At 74.1% G+C, this 22896-nt stretch carries 17 protein-coding genes; 10 read left to right on the top strand and 7 right to left on the bottom strand.

Annotation, left to right across the window (positions count from 1 at the left end; translation table 11 throughout):
* Positions 1-91 precede the first annotated feature (91 nt).
* From O2V61_RS18370 to O2V61_RS18345, 6 genes are all read right to left on the bottom strand, one after another.
* Positions 92-1339 (bottom strand): DUF3500 domain-containing protein, encoded by a 1248-nt coding sequence (locus O2V61_RS18370; RefSeq protein WP_269184710.1) that lies wholly within the window; start codon positions 1337-1339, stop codon positions 92-94.
* On the bottom strand, positions 1329-2180 hold the full coding sequence (locus O2V61_RS18365) for a fumarylacetoacetate hydrolase family protein (protein ID WP_269184709.1): 852 nt from the start codon (positions 2178-2180) through the stop codon (positions 1329-1331). The genes O2V61_RS18370 and O2V61_RS18365 overlap by 11 nt, the downstream gene beginning before the upstream one ends.
* Positions 2177-3097 (bottom strand): alpha/beta hydrolase, encoded by a 921-nt coding sequence (locus tag O2V61_RS18360; RefSeq protein WP_269184708.1) that lies wholly within the window; start codon positions 3095-3097, stop codon positions 2177-2179. The genes O2V61_RS18365 and O2V61_RS18360 overlap by 4 nt, the downstream gene beginning before the upstream one ends.
* 79 nt (positions 3098-3176) lie before the next feature.
* Positions 3177-3737, bottom strand: coding sequence for a quercetin 2,3-dioxygenase (locus O2V61_RS18355; protein ID WP_269184707.1), 561 nt, complete (start codon positions 3735-3737; stop codon positions 3177-3179).
* Between the two features lie 95 nt (positions 3738-3832).
* Complete coding sequence (locus O2V61_RS18350) at positions 3833-5005, bottom strand: glycoside hydrolase family 1 protein (RefSeq protein WP_269184706.1); 1173 nt, start codon at positions 5003-5005, stop codon at positions 3833-3835.
* Between the two features lie 139 nt (positions 5006-5144).
* On the bottom strand, positions 5145-5951 hold the full coding sequence (locus tag O2V61_RS18345; protein WP_269184705.1) for an IclR family transcriptional regulator: 807 nt from the start codon (positions 5949-5951) through the stop codon (positions 5145-5147).
* Between the two features lie 180 nt (positions 5952-6131).
* On the opposite strand from O2V61_RS18345, the gene O2V61_RS18340 reads away from it, so the two are divergent.
* From O2V61_RS18340 to O2V61_RS18300, 9 genes are all read left to right on the top strand, one after another.
* A complete protein-coding gene (locus O2V61_RS18340) occupies positions 6132-7724 on the top strand; it encodes an ABC transporter substrate-binding protein (RefSeq protein ID WP_269184704.1) in 1593 nt (530 codons plus the stop codon).
* Positions 7725-7834: 110 nt separating this feature from the next.
* A complete protein-coding gene (locus O2V61_RS18335; protein WP_269184703.1) occupies positions 7835-8776 on the top strand; it encodes an ABC transporter permease in 942 nt (313 codons plus the stop codon).
* A complete protein-coding gene (locus tag O2V61_RS18330) occupies positions 8773-10800 on the top strand; it encodes a dipeptide/oligopeptide/nickel ABC transporter permease/ATP-binding protein (RefSeq protein WP_269184702.1) in 2028 nt (675 codons plus the stop codon). Before O2V61_RS18335 ends, O2V61_RS18330 begins: the two co-directional genes overlap by 4 nt.
* Complete coding sequence (locus tag O2V61_RS18325; protein WP_269184701.1) at positions 10797-11816, top strand: oligopeptide/dipeptide ABC transporter ATP-binding protein; 1020 nt, start codon at positions 10797-10799, stop codon at positions 11814-11816. The genes O2V61_RS18330 and O2V61_RS18325 overlap by 4 nt, the downstream gene beginning before the upstream one ends.
* Positions 11817-11857: 41 nt before the next feature.
* Complete coding sequence (locus O2V61_RS18320; RefSeq protein ID WP_269184700.1) at positions 11858-14506, top strand: family 78 glycoside hydrolase catalytic domain; 2649 nt, start codon at positions 11858-11860, stop codon at positions 14504-14506.
* On the top strand, positions 14503-15417 hold the full coding sequence (locus O2V61_RS18315) for an alpha/beta hydrolase (RefSeq protein ID WP_269184699.1): 915 nt from the start codon (positions 14503-14505) through the stop codon (positions 15415-15417). The genes O2V61_RS18320 and O2V61_RS18315 overlap by 4 nt, the downstream gene beginning before the upstream one ends.
* Positions 15414-18050 (top strand): glycoside hydrolase family 78 protein, encoded by a 2637-nt coding sequence (locus O2V61_RS18310; protein WP_269184698.1) that lies wholly within the window; start codon positions 15414-15416, stop codon positions 18048-18050. The genes O2V61_RS18315 and O2V61_RS18310 overlap by 4 nt, the downstream gene beginning before the upstream one ends.
* Positions 18051-18061: 11 nt before the next feature.
* Positions 18062-19549 carry a glycoside hydrolase family 43 protein gene (locus O2V61_RS18305; protein WP_269184697.1) on the top strand — a complete coding sequence of 496 codons (1488 nt, stop codon included), beginning with the start codon at positions 18062-18064 and terminating at the stop codon, positions 19547-19549.
* A gap of 15 nt (positions 19550-19564) precedes the next feature.
* A complete protein-coding gene (locus tag O2V61_RS18300; protein ID WP_269184696.1) occupies positions 19565-20422 on the top strand; it encodes a nucleoside hydrolase in 858 nt (285 codons plus the stop codon).
* Between the two features lie 125 nt (positions 20423-20547).
* Here the strand turns inward: O2V61_RS18300 and O2V61_RS18295 are convergent, their stop codons facing one another.
* Positions 20548-22167, bottom strand: coding sequence for an HNH endonuclease signature motif containing protein (locus O2V61_RS18295; protein ID WP_269184695.1), 1620 nt, complete (start codon positions 22165-22167; stop codon positions 20548-20550).
* 108 nt (positions 22168-22275) lie between these two features.
* Between O2V61_RS18295 and O2V61_RS18290 the strand changes: the two genes are divergently transcribed.
* Entirely contained in the window at positions 22276-22863 is a 588-nt protein-coding gene (locus O2V61_RS18290) for a DUF1349 domain-containing protein (RefSeq protein WP_269184694.1), read from the top strand.
* Positions 22864-22896 lie beyond the last annotated feature (33 nt).

Genomic DNA, 22896 nt, shown 5'->3' with positions numbered 1-22896 from the left:
CGGGCCGATCGACGCCCGCCCAGCATCGGTGGCGGGCGTCACGCCGCCGTAGCCCGATGCCATTGACCGGCAGAGCGAGACGGATCCGTCTTCAGGACCCCTGCGTGGCCTGCCACTGGCGGACCCAGGCCCGGCCGTAGTCGTTGCCGTGCGGGGTGCGCAGCACGGTGTGCACGTGGAAGGGCTGCGGCGTCCGGTAGTCGAGGAAGACCCCGCAGTGGTGGTCGAGCTCGGCGATCAGCACCGGCGACTGCACGCGGTAGTAGAAGACGTCGCCGGGCTCGCAGCCGCCGATCCAGCTGAACCAGGTCTCGTCCAGCTGCTCGGTGACCTCGCGCAGCCGGGCCCGCCGGGGGCCCTCGGGGAGCAGGCCGAGGAACTGCTCGGCGATCGCCAGCACCAGCCGCTGCGCTTCGGGGGGCATCTCCGCGACCGGGACGCCCTCGACCGGGATCACCCGGTTGTCCTGGAAGGCGCCGGCCAGGTGCCGCTCGTCGCCGGGGTGCACCCGGCCCGGCGGCATGGCCGGGTCGACCATCTGCGCGTAGACGGTGGCCGCCCGCCGCTGCTCCTCGGGGAGGGCGGCCATCACCGCCAGGCCGGCGGCGATCCGCTCGGTGAAGGACTCGGTACCGGCGTGCGGGCCGGCGTCGATCTCGTTGGGCTCGGCGCCGAGGAAGACCGGGGAGAGCTGCATCCGGCCCTCGACGACCAGGCAGTTGAGGGCGCAGTGGTGCCCGAACAGCTGCCAGCCCCAGGGCGCCCGCAGGTCGGGGGTGCCGTAGAGGGCGATGTTGTAGCTGAACTCGTTGAGCACGCTCTCCAGGCCGACGACCTCACCGAGGAAGCCGTTGATCAGCATCATCGCGTGGGCGAGCTCGAACCCCCCGGGGGACAGGGACGCACGGACCAGCGCCAGCGCCTTCTCCCGCACCTCCGGGGGCTGGAACTCCAGCCGCAGGCCGGTGTCGAACTGCATGAACTCGGGGTTGGCCCAGGTCTGCCACTCCGGTGCGTCCACCGGGAAGGCGACCCTCGCCCGGCCGTCGTCGTCCAGCGCGGCGAGCAGCTCCTCCGCCGCCGTCACCATGGCCGCGACCGGCGCCTCCTCGCCCGGCTCGGCCGGGGTCAGCGGGTACAGGCCCTCGCGCAGCGTGCCGTCGGAGGTGACCCCGCGGAACTCCTGCAGGTACAGCGGCGTCCAGCCCTCGACCAGCCCGCCGGTGAAGGTGCCCGGGGTGCGGGCGTGCTCCCGGTAGGCGTGGGGGTCCAGGCCGCGGACCTCGGCCAGCCGAGGGTGGTCGGGCGGGAAGAGGTACTGCCGGAAGTCACCGGACACGGCGGGCCTCGCTGCCCACGACGGTGTTGGTCAGCACGCCGAGCCGGTCGACCTCGACCTCCACGACGTCCCCTGGCTGCAGCAGCCACGGTGGCGTGCGGGCGTAGCCGACACCGGACGGGGTGCCGGTGGCGAGCAGGTCGCCGGGCCGCAGGGTGAAGGTGCGGGAGATGAGGGAGAGGGTGTCGCCGACGGTGTAGACCATCTCGTCGGTGCGCCCGTCCTGGACGGTCTCGCCGTTGACCCGGGTCAGCACCCGCAGGCCCTCGCGCAGGTCGCCGACCTCGGCTGCGGGGACGAGCGGCCCGAGCGGGCCGGAGCGGTCGCCGTTCTTGCCGAGGATCCACTGGCTGGTGAGCTTCTGCGCCCGCCGGGAGGTCAGGTCGTTGAACGTCGAGTAGCCGACGACGGCGGCCAGCGCCTCGTCGGGGGTGGCGTCGACCAGCGTGTTCCCGACGTAGGCCATCACCTCGCCCTCCCAGTCCAGCCCGGCCTCGTCGGCGGGCACGGGCACCTCGGCGCCGTCCACGGTCAGCGACTGGGTCCAGCGGGCGAAGAGCGTCGGGTACGGCGGGACCTCCTGGTCGCGGAAGCTCCCCTCCGCGACGTGCTTGAGGTAGTTCAGCCCGATGCAGACCACCCGGGCCCCGGGCAGCACCGCGGGCACGAACTCGACGTCGGCGGCGGCGAGCGTCTCCCCGCCGGGCTCGCGGGACAGGTGCCCGGCGGCGTCGGCCCAGAAGTCGTCCAGCCCGGCGACGACGGTGACCGAGGTGCCGTCGTCGGACAGTGCGGCGACCTGCACCTCGCCGCCGTCCCGGCGGATGCCGACTGTCCTCATGCTCGGTCTCCTTCGATCAGGTGGCGCCGCAGGAAGGTGATCGTGCGGTCGAGTGCGTCGGTGGCCGCGGCCGGTGCGCCGAGCCACATGTGGTCGGCGCCGTCGTAGGTGTGCAGCTCGACGTCCGTCCCCGCGGCGGTCAGGGCGGCGTGCAGGCGCTGGCTCTGTGCGGTCGCGACGAACCGGTCGGCCCGGCCGTGCAGCAGCAGGACCGGTGGCGCGGCAGGGGAGACGTGCGTGATCGGGCTGGCGTGGGCGGCCAGGTCGGCGGCCGCGGACACCGGGGCGCCGAGGAGCTGCGCCTCCCGGCTGGCCGGGTCCGCCGGGTCGTTGCCGATGTCGGTCGCCACCGCCGCGATGTCGCTGGGTGCGTACCAGGCGGCCACGGCGGACACCATGGACGACGGACCGGTGACGCCCACGTCGCCCTCGAGGGCTGGGTCCGTCACGAGCCCGAGCAGCTCGGCGAGGTGACCGCCGGCCGACTCGCCCCAGGAGGCGATCCGGTCGGCGTCCACCCCCAGCTCGGCGGCGCGGGAGCGCAGCCACCGGACGGCGGCCTTCGCGTCGTGCAGCTGCGCCGGCCACACCGCCTCGCCGGAGAGCCGGTAGTCGAGGCTGGCGACCGCGATGCCGGCGGCGGCCACCTGCTCGAACGGGGTGGGGGCGGCGTCCCGGTACATCGGGCCGGCGGTGTGCCGGCTGCCCAGCCGCCACCCGCCGCCGTGCAGGAACAGCGCGACCGGATGTGGTCCGTCCCCGGCCGGCAGGTAGAGGTCCAGCTCCAGCGGCCGGGCGCCGGGCAGCGCCGCGAACGGCACGCCGGACAGCACCCGGACGCCGCCGGCGCCGGTACGGGCCGGGGGCAGCGGCGCCTCGTGGGCGGGCGGGGGGAGCGGCAGGGCGGGCGTGGGCACGGGTCTCCTCGGGGCGCGCTCCCGGCGCCGAGGGCAGCTGTGCTCTCGGCGCCGGGAACGGGGCGGTGGTCGGCGCGGGTCAGGCCGTGGGCTCGGGCCACTCGAAGTCGGGCTTGAACTGCATGTTGTGCTGCTGGGCGGCGGCCTGCATGCGCGGGAAGTCCGGGATGAACGGCGGCTGGTCGGCGGCCGTGGAGTCCGTCGGGGTGCCCATGTGCTGGAAGAACCGCTCGAACCCGCCGGAGAGCGTGCCCATCATCCGGGCGTGCTCGACGATCTGGTACGCGTGCGCGAACCCGGCCGGCACGTAGCCGAAGTCGCCCGGGGTGAGCAGCTGCGACTGCTTGCCGCCCTCGGCGTCCTGGAAGAACAGCCGGACCTTGCCCTCGAGCACGTAGAACGTCTCGTGCGTCTCGTTGTGCGAGTGGGTGGGGATCACGTCGCCGGCGGGGGAGTCCGCGGTGACGATGCCGAACTGGCCGCCGGTCTCATCGCCGGACAGCAGCACGGTGAACAGGTCACCGAACAGCTTGGCGTGCTCGCCCTCGCCGCGGCGGAGCACGTAGGGCTGCGGCTTGCCGGGCAGGACGCCCTGCCACTGCGGGCCCTTCGCGGGGTCGATCAGGTACTCGAAGCTCATGGGGTGCTCCCGGGTCGGTGTCGGCGTTGACGGTCCTGAGCCTCGGTGACCGGGGTCACCGGCGCCCAGGGAGGTGCCATTGGGCGGCAGGTGGATCAGGCGAGCCCGTTGCGCTTCGCGACGTCGCCCAGCCAGGCCAGGCTGGGCTTGGGCGTGCGCGCGAAGGTCTCCCGGTCGACGGCGACCAGGCCGAAGGTGGGTGCGAAGCCGAGCATCCACTCGAAGTTGTCCAGCAGGCTCCAGTGCACGTAGCCCCGGACGTCGGCGCCCGCGGCGATCGCCTCGGCCAGGCCGCGCAGCGCGTCGGTGGTGAAGGCGATCCGGTCGGCGTCGTCGGCGGTGGCGATGCCGTTCTCGGTGACCAGCAGCGGGGTCTCCGGCAGCACCGAGGACGCGTGCCGGATCGCGGCGCCGAGGGCCTCCGGCCGGCGCTCCATGCCGTGGGCCAGCGTCTGCCGCTCGGCCGGCGGGGCGATCAGCCCGTCGGCGCCGAACCGCTGGGCGGTGTAGACCTGCAGCCCCACGAGGTCGTCGCCCGCCGCGGCCTGCAGGAACTGGTCCATCATCGCCGCGCGCGCGGCCTGCAGGTGCTCCTGGCCACCGCCGTCGTCGAGGTACTCCAGGCCGACCAGGGACATGCCGGACGGTGGCGCGCCGGCTCCCCGCAGCACCTCCGTGCTCCGGCCGTGCAGCCCGAGCAGCGCCTCGGCGACACCCTGGTCGGGCACCGGCAGGCCGTGGATCGGCTCGCCGCGCCGGGCCATCGCGCCGATCACCGGCTGGACCGCCATCAGGTTCGGCTCGTTGAGCGTGAGCACGTACTCGGCGTGCTCGACCGCCGGCAGCGCCAGCTCCGTGAACCGGGCGACCCGGTCGCCGGCCTTCGGCCCGGTCCAGCCGCCGTCGTGCATCATCCAGCGCGGCATCGTGAAGTGGACGAGCGTGACGATCGGGGTCAGCCCGCGGTCACGGCAGCCGTCGACGATGCGCCGGTAGTGGTCCAGCGCGGCCCGGGAGAGTTCGCCCTCCTCCGGCTCGATCCGGCTCCACTCGAGGCTGAACCGGTAGGTGTCCAGCCCGGCCCCGGCGACCAGGTCGAGGTCGGCCTCCCACCGGTTCCAGGAGTCGCACGCGTCGCCGCTGGACTCGACGAAGGGCGAGTGCGGGGCGTGCTCCATCTCCCAGTGGTCGTTGTTGACGTTGCCGCCCTCGACCTGGTGTGCGGCGGTGGCGGTGCCCCACAGGAAACCGTCCGGGAACTGGGTCATGCGGTGGGCCTCCAGCGGTGTCGGGCGGCCGTGCCACACGGGCACGGCGCGTCGCTCCTCGTCGATCGACGCCGGCGAGCATGCGTGACGCCGCTCACCGTGATCAGCACCGCTGCCGGTCAATGGCAGGCGAGTTGGATCAGGGGGTCCCGGGTGCCCGCCAGGCACCGAGCCCACGGGAGATGCCCCGTGCGGCCGTGCGGACTGCCGGCCCGAGGAGCCGTGGCTCGGCGTTCTCCGCGGGCACGAGCACCGACAGCGCGGCGACGACGGTGCCCTGGGCGTCGTGCACCGGGGCGGCGACGGAGACGATCGGCTCCGGGGCGCCCCGGCGGAAGGTGGCCAGCCCGTCCCGCCGGATCTCCGCCAGCGTGCGCCGCAGCGCCGCGGCCGACACCGGGATCTTCTCCGGCAGGTGCATCAGCGGCTCCCCGAGGACGTGCTCCTGGAACCCGGACTCCGCGAAGGCGAGGAGCACCAGGCCGACCCCGGTGGAGTGCAGGGGCATCCGCCCGCCGGGCCGGTAGAGGGCGGCCACGGCCCCGTGGGACGAGAGCCGCTCCACCATCACCGCCTCCTCGCCGTCCAGGACGGCGAGGAGCACGTGCTGCCGGGTCACCTCCTCCAGGTCGCCCATGAACGGGAGGGCCACCCGGCGCAGCTCGTGGCTGCGGGGGGTGAGCGACGCCACCTCCCACAGTCGCATGCCGATGGAGAAGCGGCCGTCGGCGCCGCGCTCCAGCGCCCCCCACTCCAGCAGCCGGCCGGCCAGTCGCAGCGCCGAGCTGGCCGGGATGCCCGTGCGCCGGCTGAGCTCGCTGAGGGTCAGGTACGGGCGGTTGCTGTCGAAGGCGCCGAGCAGGGCGAGGGCCCGGTCGACGACGGGATCGCCCTGCGGAGGGCGTCGGCCGCGGATCCGCGTGCCGGGGGAGACGTCATCGGTCATGCACGAGGCTCCTGGGTCTCGTCGGTGAGGCGCAGGCCACAGTTGTGTTCCATTGACCGGCATTGTGCCTGACGTCACGGCGAGGCCCATCGCACTGTTGCTGCCAAGCCGGTCCCCCGGCGCGGCCGAGTCCCCGGCCGACATGACCCCTCCGTAATGAAGCGAAGGAGCCAGACCGGTATGAAGCTGTTCCGGACTCGTGACCCCCTGGTCGTTCCCCGACCCTCCCTGACGCGGACCGGCGTCGCCGTCCTGGCCGCCGGTGCGCTCACCTCCCTCGCCGCCTGCGGCGGTGGCGAAGGTGGCGGCGGCACGAGCAGTCAGAGCCCCAGCGACACGCTGGCGATCGGACTGGACTCCGATCCCGCGCCCACCGGCTACGACCCGCTGCTGTACTCCGATCGGCAGTTCGAGTTCTTCGCGCCGCTGTACGACGCGCTGTTCGTGACCGCCTCGGACGGCAGCATCGAGCCGAGCCTGGTGGCTGAGTCCACCAACAACGAGGAGAACACGCAGACCACGCTCATCCTGCGGGACGGCGTCACCTTCGACGACGGGTCGGCGCTCACCGCCGAACTGGTCAAGGCCAATCTCGACCGGCGCAGCGACCCCGACCTCGAGGCGTACGGCGCTCTCGCGGAGGGGCAGGCGGCCGCCATCACCGACGTCACGGTCCAGGACGAGCAGACCGTCGTGATCACCTGGGCCCAGCCGCAGGCGACGCCGGCGGCGAACCTCGACGGCACGACCGGCATCATCGTCGGGCCGACCGGCATCGCCGACCCGGCCTCACTGGAGACCGACCCCGACGGATCGGGCGCCTACGAGCTCGACGAGGCCGCCACCACCCGGGCCAGCACCTACACGCTCGAGAAGAACGCCGAGCACTGGAACGCCGACGCGTGGGCCTACGACGGGCTCGACTACCGGATCATCACCGATCCGCAGGCGCTGGCGAACGCGCTCGTCTCCGGCCAGGTGGACATCGCCGGCCAGCTCAAGGACAACGCCATCAACCTGGTGGAGTCGCAGCAGAGCATCGTGAGCCAGGGCGGCACGATCGTCGGCTTCCCGGTCACCGACAAGCTCGGCCAGACCAACCCCGCGTTCGGGGAGGAAGCGGCCCGGCTCGCGCTTCTCCACGCGATCGACCGTGAGTCGCTGGTGAACGACCTCCACCCGGGGGCGCGGCCGACCGTCCAGCTGTTCCCCGAGGAGTCGGCCGGCTTCGACCCGGCGCTGGACGAGGAGTTCGGCTACGACCCGGAGCGCGCACGTGAGCTGCTGGCCGAGGCCGGCTACCCCGACGGCTTCGAGCTGGACATCACCCGGCTCGGCCAGCCCGAGGAGGACCTGGTCGCCATCCAGCAGCAGCTCGCCGAGGTCGGCATCACGCTGAACTTCGTCGCAGCGACGTCGACGGACCAGGTCTTCGCCGCCGTGCGCACCGATCCGGTCCTGTGGGGCCCGTTCGCCGTCGGTGCCAACCCGGAGGGCTTCATCGCCGGCGTCGTCTACGGCGGCTTCATGAACATGCAGGGCGCGCAGGAGCCGGAGATCGACCAGGCCCTGGGGGCAGCGCTGGGGTCCACCGGCGAGGCCCAGGACCAGGCCCGGCAGGAGCTCAACCGGGCGCTCGTCGAGAACGGCTGGTTCTTCCCGGTCTACGAGGACTTCACGTACTACGGCTACAACGCCGACAAGGTGGCGGAGCCCCCGTTCGCCGGTGCGAACAACTACCTCGTCCTGTCCGACGTCGAACCGGCCGTCTGACTCGGCCGGCACGGGTCGGCGGCCGCGGTCATGCGGCCGCCGACCCACTGCACCGCGGATCCCCCGCGGGCAGACGTCCACATCCTCGCCCTCGACAAAGGACTCCCGAGATGCTCGCCTACGTCGCCCGGCGGCTGGCCATGGCGGTCGGCACCGTGCTGGCCGCTGTGCTGATCAGCTTCCTGCTGGTGCATGCCACCGACACCTCGCCCGGCGCCGTGCGACTGGGACCCGGCGGCACGCCGGAGCGGATCGCCGCGGAGAACGAGGCGCTGGGGTGGAACGACCCGCTGTACGTCCAGTTCTTCGACTACCTCGGTGGGTTCCTCCAGGGCGACCTGGGGACGTCGCTGGTCAACGGCGGGTCCATCGCCGCCGACCTGGCCGACCGGGTGCCCGTCACTGCCTTCATCGCCCTGTTCGCCACGATCCTCTCCGGGATCATCGGCGTCGCGCTCGGGGTCACCGCTGCTGTCCGGGGCGGGCGCGTCGGACAGCTGATCACCACGGGCGCCGGGGTGGCTCTCTCCCTGCCGGTCTTCTGGGTCGGCATCATCCTGGTGTACCTCCTGGCCATCCAGGCCGGCCTGCTGCCGGCCACCGGGTACGTCGCCTTCGCGGCCGACCCCGCCGGGTGGTTCCGGAGCCTGACCCTGCCGGTGCTGGCCCTCACCATCGGTGGGGCGGCGATCATCGCGCGCACCGCCAACGCGGGCATGCGCGAGGCGCTGGCCCAGGAGCACATCCGCACGCTGCGTGCGATGGGCACCCCCGAGTGGCGGGTCCGCTACGTGCACGCGCTGCGGTTCGCCAGCGTGCCGGTGGTGTCGGTGCTCGGCATCCAGTTCATCGCCCTGTTCGGCGGCTCGGTGATCATCGAGAACCTCTTCGCCCTGCCCGGTCTGGGGCAGGCCGGCCAGGCCGCGGCCGCCTCCAGCGACTTCCCGGCGTTGGTGGGCGTGGTCGTCGTCGCCACCGTCGTCGTCGTCGTCATCAACCTGCTGCTCGACCTCGTCGTCGCCGTCCTCGACCCGAAGGTGCGTACCGCATGAGCGCCCTCCCGCTCGACGCTGCCGCGAACACCGACCTCGACGCGGGCCGACCGAGCCGCCCGGGGCGCCGGCTGCCCTACTTCCTGCGCCGCCCCGGTGGCCTGTTCGGCGCCGTCTGGCTCGCCTTCGTCGTCCTCGCGTCGCTGACCGCGCCGTGGTGGATCCCGTACGGCGTTGCGGAGCAGGACCTGTCGAACCGGCTGGCCCTGCCCTCGGCCGACCACTGGCTGGGCACCGACCCGCTGGGCCGCGACCTGCTCAGCCGGATCTTCAGCGCCGGCGCGGAGCCGCTGCTCGGCGCCGGGATCACCGTGCTGGTCGCGTTCGGCATCGGCCTGACCATGGCGCTGATCGCCGCCGAACGCGGTCCCCGGGTCGAGCGGGTCTCCAGCCGACTCGCCGAGGTGCTCCTCGCGCTCCCGTCGACGATCCTGCTGCTGGCGGTGATCGGCGCGATCGGCGTCCGGATCTTCATCGTCATGGCGGTCCTCGGGGTGATGATCTCCGCCGCGGTCTACCGGGTGATGCTCGGCGTGGCGAAGTCGGTCCGCCAGCGGCTCTACGTCGATGCCGCCCGGGTCAACGGGCTGAGCTCGCTGCGGGTGAACCTCGTGCACGTGCTGCCGTCCATGGGCACGGTGGTCGCCGTCCAGGCCGCCCAGCTCTACGGCATCAGCCTGCTCATCGTCGCGGGCCTCGCCTTCCTGGGCTTCGGTCCGGCCGAGCCGCAGCCCAGCTGGGGTTTCATGATCCAGGACGCCTCCTCCTACGTGTTCAGCAACCCATGGCTGCTGGTGCCCACCGGGGTCGTCCTCGCGCTCACCGTCGTCGCTGCCAACGAACTCGCCGACGCCATCGCCAGCCGGGGGTCCGTGGCCCGCACGACCGTCCGCCGCCGGCGGCCGCCGGCCCGGGTCGGCGCCACGGCGACGGCGGGTGCACGCCCCGCCGACCCCGGTGCGGTGCTCGACGTGCGCGACCTGCACATCTCCGTGGACGACGGGCCAGCTCTGGTCACCGGGGTGTCCTTCGCCCTGCAACCGGGTCGGGTGCTCGGGCTGGTCGGCGAGTCCGGCTGTGGCAAGACCATGACCGCCCGGTCTCTGATGGGCCTGCTGCCGGACGGCGTCTCGGTCTCCGGTGGCTCGATCCGCTGGCAGGGCCGCGAGCTGGTGGGCCTGTCCCAGGAGGACCTCTCCGCCGTCCGCGGCCGGGAGATCGCGATGATCTCCCAGGAGCCGATGGTCGCGCTGGACCCGATGTTCTCCGTCGTCTACCAGCTGACCCAGCCGATCCGCCGATTCCGCGGCGTCGGCCGGCGGGAGGCACGGCAGATCGCCGCCCAGCTGCTCCGCCAGGTGGGCATCGTCGACGGCGAACGGGTGTTGAAGAGCTACCCGCACCAGCTCTCCGGCGGCATGGCCCAGCGGGTGTGCATCGCGCTGGCGCTCACCGGTGAGCCGCGGCTGCTCATCGCCGACGAGCCGACCACCGCCCTCGACGTCACGGTGCAGGCCGAGATCCTCAGCCTGCTGCGCGCGCTGGTGCGGGACACCGGGTTGTCGGTGGTCATCGTCAGCCACGACCTGGGCGTGGTGGCCGACATCTGCGACGACGTCGCCGTGATGTACGCCGGCACGGTGGTCGAGGACGGCACAGCCGCCGCGGTCCTGGACGAGCCGGCGCACCCGTACACGCAGGCGCTGCTCGCGGCCAACCCACACGTGGCCGATGGCGAGCCGGTACCCACCCGGCTGGCCTCCATCGACGGCACCGTCCCCCCGCCCGGTGAGTGGCCGACCGGTTGCCGGTTCGCCAGCCGCTGCCTCTTCGCGCAGGAGCAGTGCACCCAGCCGTTCCCGTCGGTGCCGGCCCACGGATCGGGCTCGGTGCTGTGCACGCGGGTCGAGGAGCTCTCCCGGGCGGACGTCACCTGGACGTCCGCGCCGACCACGGGACCGGCCGGCCACGAGACCGCCCCGGCCGCGACCCAGCCCGCACCGACCGTTGGAGTCTCCCGATGACCGCCCCTGCCGGAGCGACTGCCGCGTCGTCCGTCCTGTCGACTCCCGCGCTCGAGGTGCGGGACCTGGTCGTCCGCTACGGGCGCGGGCGGAAGGCGCGCAGCAGCCCGCCGGCCGTCGACCGCGTCAGCTTCGACATCGCCCCCGGCGAGACGCTCGGCCTGGTCGGGGAGTCGGGGTCGGGCAAGTCCACGATCGGCAAGGCGGTGCTGGGCCTCCAGCCGCCGTCCGCCGGCACGGTCCGGGTGCACGGGCAGGACATCACCGGCATGTCGCTGCGGGAGCGCAGCCGCCGGGTGGCCGATCTGCGGGTGGTCTTCCAGGACCCGTACTCCTCGCTCAACCCGACCCGGACGATCGGCCAGACCCTGGTCGAGCCGCTGCGGTTGATGGGCGTGAGCGGCGCCGAGGCCGTGCAGAAGGCCCGGTCCGGGCTGGAGTCCGTGGGGTTGCCCGGGGACGCCGTCGACCGCTACCCGACGCAGTTCTCCGGCGGGCAACGGCAGCGCATCGCCATCGCCCGGGCGCTCGTGTGCGACCCGAAGGTGATCGTGCTGGACGAGCCGGTCTCGGCACTGGACCTCTCGACCCAGGCGCAGGTGCTCAATCTGCTCGCCGACCTGCGCGACCAGCGCGGCCTGTCGCTGCTGTTCATCGCGCACGACCTGGGTGTGGTGCGGTTCCTGTCGCAGCGGACGGTGGTGCTCTACCGCGGCCAGGTGATGGAGTCGGGCCCGGCCGACGCAGTGGGCCTGACTCCGAGGCACCCGTACACCCTGGCGCTGACCGCCGCTGCGCCGGTGCCCCGACCGGCCGAGCAGGCTGCTCGGCGCAACGCCCGGGAGGCGGCCGGCTTCGGCATGGCCAGCGCGGCGTCGCCGGGGGCGACCGGCTGCCCGTTCGTGCCGCGCTGCCCACTGTCGACCGACGTCTGCGTCGAGCAGCGCCCGCCGCTGCGGCTCATCGACCAGAGCTCCACGGCCTGCCACCACGCCGAGCGGGTGCCCGCGCTCTGAAGCCGGGGCCGGCGCTCCGTTCCACCACCCCGAGAGGCACCATGACCGCGGCACCGCACGCCCTGCGCGTCGAGCACCTGGACGAACCGCTGGGCATCCGAACCACCACGCCACGGTTGTCCTGGCAGCTGCCGGCCGGCGCCCGCGAGCAGCTGGCCGCCCGGGTCACCACCGACAACGGCTGGGACACCGGCTGGGTGGACGGCGACCGGACCCTGCTGATGCCCTACGCCGGCCCGCCGCTGGCGTCGTCCCAGCGGGTGCAGTGGCGGGTGGCGGTCCGCACCGACCTGGGTGAGAGCGCCGCATCGGAGCCGGCGTGGTTCGAGACCGGGTTGCTCTGGGCCGAGGACTGGCAGGCGTCCTGGGTGGAACCGGGGGAGATGCCCGCCGGGCCACCGGGGGAGCGGCCGGCCGCGCTGCTGCGGTACGAGTTCGACGTCGACCGGCCGGTGGTCGCCGCCCGGCTGCACGCCACCGCCCAGGGGCTGTACGAGGCGTTCCTCAACGGCGAGCGCGCCGGTGACGCCGAGCTGACCCCGGGCTTCACGCAGTACGACGTCCGGTTGCAGGTGCAGACCCTCGACGTCACCGCCGCCGTCCGGCCGGGCCGCAACGCGCTGGCCGTCGTGCTGGCCGACGGCTGGTTCCGCGGCCAGATCGGCATCCTGCGCGCCGCTGACCAGTGGGGCGACCGGCTGGCGCTGCTCGCGCAGCTGCACCTGGTCCACGCCGACGGCAGCGTCACGGTCGTCGGCTCCGGGGCGGGCTGGCGCAGCGCCGAGGGGCACGTGGTGGCCGCCGACCTGATCGCCGGCGAGCGGGTCGACCTGCGGCGGCTGCCGCGCGGCTGGGACGTCCCGGGCTTCGACGACGCCGGCTGGGCGCCGGTGGGCGTCGTCCACCACGGCTACGCGGGCCTCGTCGACTCACCGGCCCCGCCGGTGCGCCGGGTCGAGGAGCTCACCCCGGTGTCGGTCACCCGGCTGCCGAGTGGGGCGCACGTCGTCGACCTCGGCCAGAACGTCAACGGCTGGGTGCGGCTCACCGACCTCGGCCCGGCGAACACCACCCTCACGCTGACACACGGCGAGTGGCTCGCCCCCGACGGCGACGTCACCACCGACCACCTCCGCCCGGCCGTGCCGTTCCTGCCCGAGCCACTGCCGGCCGGGCAGGTCGACCAGGTGGTCTCCGCCGGCGTGCCGGGGGAGGTGTTCGAGCCCCGGCGGACGACGCACGGCTTCCGGTACGTGCGGATCGAGGGCCACCCCGGCGAGCTCACCGCCGACGACGTCCGCGGTGTCGTCGTGCACACCGACCTGCGCCGCACAGGCTGGTTCTCCTGCAGCGACGAGCGGGTGACCCGCTTCCACGAGGCCGCCGTCTGGAGCCTGCGCGGCAACGCCTGCGACGTCCCCACCGACTGCCCGCACCGCGAGCGCGCCGGCTGGACCGGGGACTGGCAGCTCTACGTCCCCACCGCCGCGTTCCTCTACGACGTCGCCGGGTTCTCCACCAAGTGGCTGCGCGACGTCGCCGCCGACCAGTGGCCCGACGGCACGATCGCCAACATCAGCCCGGCCTCCCGCAGCGAGGGGCGGGAGGGGCCGGTCGCGGCGCTGAACGGCTCGGCCGGCTGGGGCGACGCCGCGGTCATCGTGCCCTGGGAGCTGTACCGCGCCTACGGCGACGAGCAGGTGCTCGCCGAGCTGTGGCCGACGATGGTCGGCTGGCTGGACCGGGTGGAACGGATGGCCCGCGAGCAGCGGCACCCGGCGCGGGCCGCCTCCCGTCCCGTCCCGGGGCCGCACGAGCGGTTCCTCTGGGACACCGGCTTCCACTGGGGCGAGTGGCTGGTGCCAGGGGAGGACGTCGGCGACTTCGGCGCGTTCGTGGCGGCCGACAAGGGCGAGGTGGCCACGGCGTACTTCGCGCACAGCGCCGGGTTGCTGAGCCGGATCGCCGCCGTCCTCGGCCGGACGGCGGACGCCGACCGGTACGCCGGGCTGGCCGCCGCGGTACGCGCCGCCTGGCAGGCGGAGTACCTGGACGAGGAGGGTCGGCTGACCTGCGACACGCAGGCCGACCACGTGCGTGCGCTCGCCTTCGACCTCGTCCCCGCGGAGCGGCGGGCGGACGTCGCCGAGCGGTTGGTCGAGCTGGTCCGCAAGGCCGACACCCACCTGGGCACCGGGTTCCTGGCCACCCCGTACCTGCTGCCGGTGCTCGCCGACGCCGGGCACCTCGACGTCGCCTACGAGTTGCTGCTCACCGACACCGAGCCGTCCTGGTTGACGATGATCGACCGCGGGGCGACCACGGTGTGGGAGCGCTGGGACGGGGTGAGCGCCGAGGGCGTGCCGCACGAGTCGCTCAACCACTACAGCAAGGGCGCGGTCGTCTCCTTCCTGCACCGGTACACCGCAGGCATCGAGCTGGTCGAGCCCGCCTACCGCCGGTTCCGGGTGCAGCCCCGCCCGGGTGGCGGCCTGACCAGCGCAGAGGCGGCGCACGAGTCGCCCTACGGCCGGATCGAGGCGGCCTGGCGGGCCACGGACGGCGTCTTCTCCCTCGACGTGCTGGTGCCCCCCGGCACCGAGGCGACCGTCGTCCTCCCCGACGGCACCACCCAACCCGCAGGCCCCGGCACGCACACGTTCACGACGACGATGGAGAGCGCCCGATGACCACCACCGAGACCCCCGAGTGGGCCGGGCCCGCACACTTCCTGACGCCGCACGAGCCGGTCCGCCGGGCGGACGGCGCCCGGCACTTCTCCGGCCTGACCTACGCGGTCGCGTTCGGCTACCGGCCGCTGCAACTGGACCTCTGGGTGCCCGACACCCCGGCGCCGGCGCCGCTGGTGGTCTACGTGCACGGAGGCGGCTGGATGATGGGCGACCGGCGGTACCTGCCCGAGACGCTGCGCCCGGGGTCGCTGTTCGACGCCTTCCTCGACGCCGGCCTCGCGGTCGCGACCATCGACTACCGGCACGCGCACGAGGCTGCGTTCCCGGCCCAGCTGCACGACGCGAAGGCCGCCGTCCGCTACCTGCGCGCGCACGCCGACGTCCTCGGGGTCGACACCACCCGGATCGGCGCGATGGGCGAGTCGGCCGGCGGGCACCTGGCCGCGCTGCTCGGGCTCACCGCGCACCGCGCCGACCTGGAGGGCCATCACGGGGTCACCGGCCCGTCCAGCGCGGTCGACGTCGTCGTCGACTGGTACGGCGTGGCCGACCTGGACACCATGCCCCGCCAGGCACCGCCGCCGGAGGTCGCTGCGCTGCTGCCGGTGGAGATGCAGGTGCCGCCGGAGGACCAGCTCCTCGACGGCCTGGACGAGCAGGCCCGGACGGACGCCAGCCCGGTCAACCACGTCACGGCGGACGCCCCGCCGTTCCTGCTGGTGCACGGCACCGCGGACTGGCTGGTGCCCTACGCCCAGAGCGAGCAGCTGCACGCCGCCCTCACCGCGGTCGGCGTGGACTCCCGGCTGGTGCCGGTGGAGGGCGCCGGGCACATCTGGCTCGGGTGCGACGAGGTCGACGGCATCGTCGAGCTGTCCGTGCACCACCTGGCGGAGGCGCTGGCATGAGCGACCTGACCGTCCTGCCCGTCACCGTCGAGCACCACCGCGAGCCGATGGGCATCGGAGAGACCCGACCGCGGCTGTCCTGGGTGTCCCGGACCGATCTCGACGGCTGGCGGCAGGCCGCGTACGAGCTGGAGATCGCACCCGAGGACGGCCCGGTCTGGTCGTCGGGCCGGGTGGAGTCCGACGCCTCGGTGCTGGTGCCCTGGGGTGCGCCGCCGCTGACCAGCCGGGAGCGGCGTTCGGTCCGCGTCCGGGTGTGGGGCCAGGGGGCGGGTGAGCCGTCGGCGTGGAGCGAGGACGTCGTGGTCGAGACAGGGCTGCTCGCCCCGGTCGACTGGTGGGCGACGCTCGTCCACCCGGCCCTCCCGGCAGACGCCGGCGACGAGCCGGCCGCGCTGCTGCGCCGGGAGTTCGTGCTGGACCGGCCGGTCACCCGGGCCCGGCTGTACGCCACCGCGCAGGGCGTCTACGAGGCCGAGCTCAACGGCTCGGTCGTCGGCGACCACGTGCTGGCCCCCGGCTGGACCAGCTATCGCCACCGGCTGCGCTACCAGACCCACGACGTGACGGCGCTGCTGACCGAGGGCCCCAACGCGCTCGGCGTGCACCTCGCGCAGGGCTGGTTCGCGGGCCCGCTGGGCTTCACCGGGAAGCGGGCCTTCTACGGAGACCGGACCGGCGCCTTCGTCCAGCTCGAGGTCGAGCACCCCGACGGCAGCCGCACCGTCGTGACCACCGACGGGTCCTGGCGCTCGGCGTCCAGCCCGCTCACCCGGGCCGGGCTCTACGCCGGCGAGACCTTCGACGCCCGCCGAGAGCTGTCCGGCTGGTCGCGGCCGGCCTTCGACGACAGCGCCTGGACGCCGGTGGAGACCGGGGACCTGGACGTCGCCACCCTCGTCGCCCCGACCGGCCCGCCGGTGCGCCGCACCGAGGTCCTGCCGGTGAGGGAGATCAGCACCTCGCCGTCGGGGAAGACGCTCGTCGACTTCGGTCAGAACCTGGTCGGTCGGCTGCGCCTGTCGCTGCCGGACGCACCGGCCGGCACCGAGGTCACCGTCCGCCACGCGGAGGTCCTCGAGCACGGCGAGCTGGGCACCCGCCCGCTGCGCGGGGCCGACGCCACCGACGTCGTCGTCCTGGACGGGCAGGGCCCGCGCACATGGGAGCCGCGGTTCACCTTCCACGGCTTCCGGTACGCCGAGGTCAGCGGCTGGCCGGGGGAGCTGACGCCGGGTGACCTCGAGGCCGTCGTCGTGCACACCGACCTGCGCCGGACCGGCACCTTCGCGTGCTCCGACCCGGACGTGGAGCGGCTGCACGAGAACGTCGTGTGGGGGATGCGGGGGAACTTCCTCGACGTCCCCACCGACTGCCCGCAGCGCGACGAGCGGCTGGGCTGGACCGGCGACCTCCAGGTCTTCGCGCCGTCCGCCTCCTTCCTCTACGACACCACCGGCATGCTCCGCTCCTGGCTGGCCGACCTCGCGGTCGAGCAGCTGGTGGACCACGACGGCATCGTCCCGATGTACGTGCCGTTCCTGCCGCTGCTGCCCTTCCCGCAGCAGGCGGAGGTGGGCTGGGGCGACGCGGCCGTCGTCGTCCCGTGGGTGCTGTACCAGCGCACCGGGGACGCCGGGCTGCTCGCCGACCAGTGGGGCTCCATGACCGCCTGGATCGACGTCTTCGCCGCGCGGGCGGGCGCCGACCTGGACTTCCCGGAGGGCGGGTTCTCCTTCGGCGACTGGCTCGACTCCGCGGCGCCGCCGGACAACCCCGCCGCGGCGCGCACCCCGTGGCAGTGCGTCGCCACCGCCTACCTCGCCCGGTCCGCGCGCACGGTCGCGCAGGTCGCGGCGGTGCTGGGCCGGGACGGCACCCGGTTCGCCGACCTCGCCGAGCGGGCGACCGAGCGGTTCCGCGCCGAGTACGTCTCCCCGAACGGCCGGGTCGCCTACCCCTCGCAGACCGCCTACGCCCTGGCCCTGGAGTTCGACCTGCTCACCGCCGACCAGCGGGCGCACGCCGGCCGGCTGCTGGCCGAGCAGGTGCTCAAGGACGGCTTCCACATCGCCAGCGGCTTCCTCGGCACCCCCTTGGTCACCGATGCGCTGACGAACGCCGGGGAGCTGGCGACGGCCTACGAGCTCCTGCTGCAGCGGGAGGACCCGTCGTGGCTGTACCCGGTGACGATGGGCGCGACGACGATCTGGGAGCGCTGGGACTCCATGCTCCCCGACGGGTCGATCAACCCCGGGGACATGACCTCGTTCAACCACTACGCCTTCGGCGCGGTGGCCGACTGGCTGCACCGCACCGTGGCCGGCCTGGCCCCGGCCGAACCCGGCTACCGGCGGCTGCGGGTCGCCCCCCGCCCCGGCCCCGGCCTCACCTCCGCGGCGGCCACCCACGAGACCCCGTACGGGACGGCGGCGGTCTCCTGGGCCCTCGACGGCGCCGAGCTGACCCTGGAGCTGACCGTCCCGCCGAACACGACCGCCGAGGTGTCGCTGCCCGACGGCAGCGCGCCGGTCGAGGTGGCGGCCGGGCGGCACTCGTTCACCCGGACGGTCACCGTCCCGGCGCCGGTGGAGAAGCCCGCGCTCTTCTTCGACCCGGATGCCCACCAGTGACGCCTGTGCCCGTGACCCCGGCGCCCGTCGTCCCCGGCTTCCACCCCGACCCCAGCGTCTGCCGGGTCGGCGACACGTACTGGATGGTGCACTCGAGCTTCGAGTACGCCCCCGGCGTGCCGCTGTACCGCTCCACCGACCTGGTCTCCTGGGAGCAGGTCGGGCACGTGCTGGCCCGGCCGTCGCAGCTCGACGTCTCGGCGGCCCCCGGTTCGGGCGGCATCACCGCCTGCACGATCCGCCACCACGACGGCCGGTTCTGGATGGTCACCACCAACCTGGCCGACGGCGGCTGGCAGACGCTGGTCACCGCGGAGGACCCGCTGGGCGAGTGGTCGGAGCCGGTCCGGATGGACGAGGTCCGCGGCATCGACCCCGACCTCGCCTGGGACGACGACGGCACGCTGCTGGTCACCTACGCTGGCTTCGGCGCCGATGGGCCGGCCGGGGTCGTGCAGCAGGCCGTCGACCCGGTCACCGGGTGGGCGCTGACCGAGCGGCGGCACGTGTGGCAGGGAACCGGCGGCCGGTTCCCGGAGGGCCCGCACCTGTACCGGGTCGGGGAGCACTGGTACCTGCTGATCGCCGAGGGCGGCACCGAGCGCGGGCACGCGGTCACCATCGCCCGCGGCCCGTCGCCGCAGGGGCCGTGGGAGCCGTGCCCGCACAACCCGCTGCTGACCCACCGGGGCGTCGAGCACCCGGTGCAGAACACCGGCCACGCCGACCTGGTGCAGCGCCCCGACCGCAGCTGGGCGATCGTCTTCCACGGCGTGCGGCCGCGCGGCGCCAGCCCGCAGTTCCACGTCCTGGGCCGGGAGACCTTCGCCGCCGAGGTGCACTGGGGCGACGACGGCTGGCTCCGGCTGGGGGAGTGGCTGACCCCGCCCGCCGGCCCGGTCGAGGTCGAGGAGCTGGCCGGCGCCGCGCTGCCCGTCTCCTGGGCGTCGCCGCGCAGGTTCCCCGGCGAGGTGCTCACCCGGGGCGAGGGTGGCTGGCGGCTCACCGCCGCGGCCGCCGACCCGGCCTCGGACGACGCGGCCTTCGCCGGCCGCCGGCAGGAGCACCTGTACTGCCGGGCGCGTGCGGTCGTGGCCGCGGACGGCGACGGTGTCGGTGGCCTGTCCGTGCGGATGGACCCCCGCCACCGCCTCGATCTCCAGGTCGCCGGGGACGTCGTGCGGGCGGTCGCGCAGGTCGGCCCGCTCCGGCAGCTGCTCGGGGAGGTGGCCGTCCCGGCCGGGGACGTCGTGCTCGAGGTCCGCGCCGTCCCGTCGGAAGGGCACTTCTCCTCCACCGCACTCGGCCCGGACCAACTGGTCGCCGGGGTCGTGGACGCCGACGGGGGGTTCACCGAGCTCGGCCGGATCGACGGCCGCTACGTCTCCACGGAGGTGGCCGGTGGGATGACCGGCCGCATGGTCGGCGTCTGGTGCTCCTCCGGGTCGGTCGTCGTCCGCTCGTTCCGCTACGCCGCTGCCGACGACCCGGCCGCCTGACCCCTGAGGAGCAACGTGTCCCTGCGCATCACCCAACGCTGCCGCGTCGTCGTCGACAACGACTGGGCCGGTGACCCCGACGGGCTGGTCGCGCTGGCCCACCACCTGCTCAGCCCCGCCAACCGGGTGGACGCGGTGACCAGCTCGCACCTGAACGCGGTGTTCGGGCCACCCGAGGGCACCGCGGAGCGAGGCGCCCGGTTCGCCCAGCAGCTGGTCGACCTGGTCGCCGGCCCCCGGCCGGTGGTCGCCGCCGGCTGCGACGTGCCCCTGGACGCAGGCGACACCGGTTCGGCCGCGGCGGACCTCATCGTCGCCGAGGCCCGGCGGGACGACCCGTTGCCGCTGCTGCTCGTCTGCGCCGGGCCGCTCACCAACGTCGCGCAGGCGCTGCGGCAGGCGCCGGAGATCGCGTCGCAGCTGACGCTGGTCTGGGTCGGCGGGGCACTGGACGCGGACGCCTTCGAGTACAACCGGGAGACCGACGCGGGGGCAGCCCGGGAGGTGCTGGCCCGCACCGACCTCGCCGTCTCCCAGTTCCCGCTGGAGACCTACCGGCGGTGCGAGTACTCCGTCGCCGAACTGGAGCAGGACCTGGGCGGGGCAGGCCGGGTGGGAGCGTGGCTGTGGCAGCGGTACGTCGAGCTGCCGATCCCCGACTTCGTGGAGCAGGGCGAGACCTGGCCGCTGGGCGACACCCCGCCGTTGCTGCTGACGGCGCTCAGCGATGCCTCCAGTGCGTGGACGGAGACCGCGTCCGCGCCTGGAGGTGCGGCTCGGCGCGTGTACACCGACGTCGACGTCCGGCTGCTCGTCGCCGACCTGCTCGCCAAGCTCCGGCTGCACGAACACCGTGCAGCCGACGGCGCATGACCGGAGGGCAGGTTGCCGGTGGCAGGCAGACCGGTGTCGGCGGCGAGCCCGGGCCGGGAGATCTCGGGTGCGGCTCGGCGTCCCGGTGACTCCGGCCGCTGAGTCGACCAGATGGGCGGCGCCGATCAGAAGGGCGGCGGGTCGTCCCCGGGAGGCGCGCCGCGCGGTGCCCCGGTCCGGCCCGGTTGGTGTGGTCGGTCGGCATCGTCGTTGAACCCGGACGGCCAGGTGGTGAGGACCTGGCCGGTGGGGGTGGTGAACCGCAGTGCGCCGCGCGGGAGGGCGTGCAACTCCCAGCCGGGTGCTTGGTGGACGAGCCGGTGGTGGTGCCGGCACAGGCAACAGAGGTTCTCGGCAGAGGTCGCGCCTTCAGGGAAGCGCACGACGTGGTGCAGGTCGCAGCGCTGGCCGGGTCGGCGGCAGCCAGGGAAACGGCAGCGGCGGTCGCGGAGCTGAACGTGTCTGCGGAGTGCGTTGGTCGGTCTGTAGGACCTGATGGGTGGCGGGGGTCCGAGCGATCGGCCGGCCCGGAGGCCGGTCGCGTCGGTGAGGGCGAGCAGTTGGCCGGTGAGCTCATCGACCAGGGCGATCTGTGACCGGTGCGCCAGGGAGGTGCCGGACAGGCTGCGAGTGGCCAGGAGGTCGGTCAGGTCCCCGGCTCGGCCCTCGTCGCCGGCTCCGGCTCCGGCCCCGCCCTCCCCGGCTCCGGTCAGGACCTCTTCCGCGTCCTCTTCCACGTCCTCTTCCGCATCCGCGTCCTCGCGGCCGTTGGAGCCTGGTTCTGCGGCTGCATGGCCGTCCGGGAGCAGGCCGAGGGCCCGGGCGAGCGCGCGGACCATCTCGGCGGGGACCACGTCCCCGCTGATCTCCCCCGGGTCGTCTCCGCCGAGCAGCGTGCGCACGGTTGCGAGGACGGTCAGCTGTGCCTGTACCGGCGCGAGCCCGTGGTCGCCGGGGCGCAGGATCAGGTCGACGAGGCAGTCGACCATGCGCTGCTGGCGGGTGCGGCAGTCATCGGGGGACGACGCCGCGTCGGCGTACTGCCGGAGTGCGTCCTCGACCGCGCGGAGGACGGGCAGCGGGAGGTTCGTGACCGACAGCGTGCCCAACCCGTCGCCGGTGGGGTGCACCGCGACGCCGCGTTCGCGCAACGCGGCTTCCACCCGGCGACTGATGGCCTGGCCGTCGAGGCGCTGCACCACCCGGTGGGCGGCAGCGCGGAGCTGGGTGGGGGTCTTGTGCCCGAGCCGGGCGAGCAGGCGCGCCTCGGCCTCGGCGCGCAGCTGGTCGTCGAGGTGGGCGAGCACGTCGCCCAGGACGGTGGCGTGCTCCCAGGTGAGATGACCGTGTTCGAGTGCCAGCAGGGTGGCCGGCAGCAGGTCGACCAGCTGCAGCGACTGCACCATCCAGGTCTGTGCCCTCGCCGCAGTGATGGACAGGGCGGTGGCGACCTCGTCGACCGCCCACTCGCTGACGGTGGACAGCACCGCAGGGCGCGCAGCGCGCGTGGCTGCTGCGGCGGCGCCCACCTCGGTGTCGGGCCGGTCGTCGGTGGCGGGGCGGGAGCGGCAGAAGTCGACGAGCCACCGGGCCCGCCAGGCTTGCGCGTACCCGATGGCCTGCTGCTCGTCCCGCAGCAGCTCGAGCAGCAGCTGGCCGTTCTCCAGGCTCGTGCGCAGCGGCGCGAACGCCTCCTCGGACCAGCCGGTGAGGGGCTGGGCGGAGGCGCTGGCGGACTCGAACACGTGTTCGATAATACGGCTCGGACTCGCACCGGACCAGCGCAGACGTCAGCTGTGGACAGCTGAGTCGACTGCAGATCGCCCCGTCTGCACACCGCCTACCGTGGCGACATGACCGATGACGCGCAGCAGCTGCGACGGTGGTCCACCGGCACGTGGACGACGCCGCCGGTCGCGGCCACCGAGGGCGGCACCGACCTGCTGGTCACCGCCGCGAAGGGCAGCGACGCCTGGCGGCACACCTCCTACGGCTTCGTCCACGACGACGCGCACGCCCTGCTCGCCCCGCTGGACGGTGCGGTCGAGGTGACCTTCGAGGCCGACTTCGACCAGCAGTTCGACCAGGCCGGGCTGATGCTGCGGGCCGGTGCGGAGACCTGGGTCAAGGCCGGCGTCGAGTTCTCCGACGGGTCGCCGCAGCTCGGTGCCGTCGTCACCCTCGGCCACTCGGACTGGTCGGTGGCGCCGGTGCCCGACTGGGCCGGCCGCCGGGTCACCGTCCGGGCCAGCCGGGCCGGCGACGCGGTGACCGTCCGGGCGCAGGTGGACGACGAGCCGTTCCGGCTGGTCCGGGTCGCCTGGTTCCCGCCGGACGCCCAGGTGCAGGCCGGGCCGTACTGCTGTGCCCCCACCCGGGCCGGCCTCGTCGTCCGCTTCCGGCGCTGGGCCACCGGCCCGGCCGACACCGCCCTGCACTGACTCCCACTGGTTGGCATCCACGGCGACATGTCC

Origin of the sequence: Modestobacter sp. VKM Ac-2985, assembly GCF_026967925.1 — a bacterium.
In the GTDB taxonomy this organism is placed as follows: domain Bacteria; phylum Actinomycetota; class Actinomycetes; order Mycobacteriales; family Geodermatophilaceae; genus Modestobacter.
This window is presented reverse-complemented; position numbering and strand designations above follow the sequence as displayed.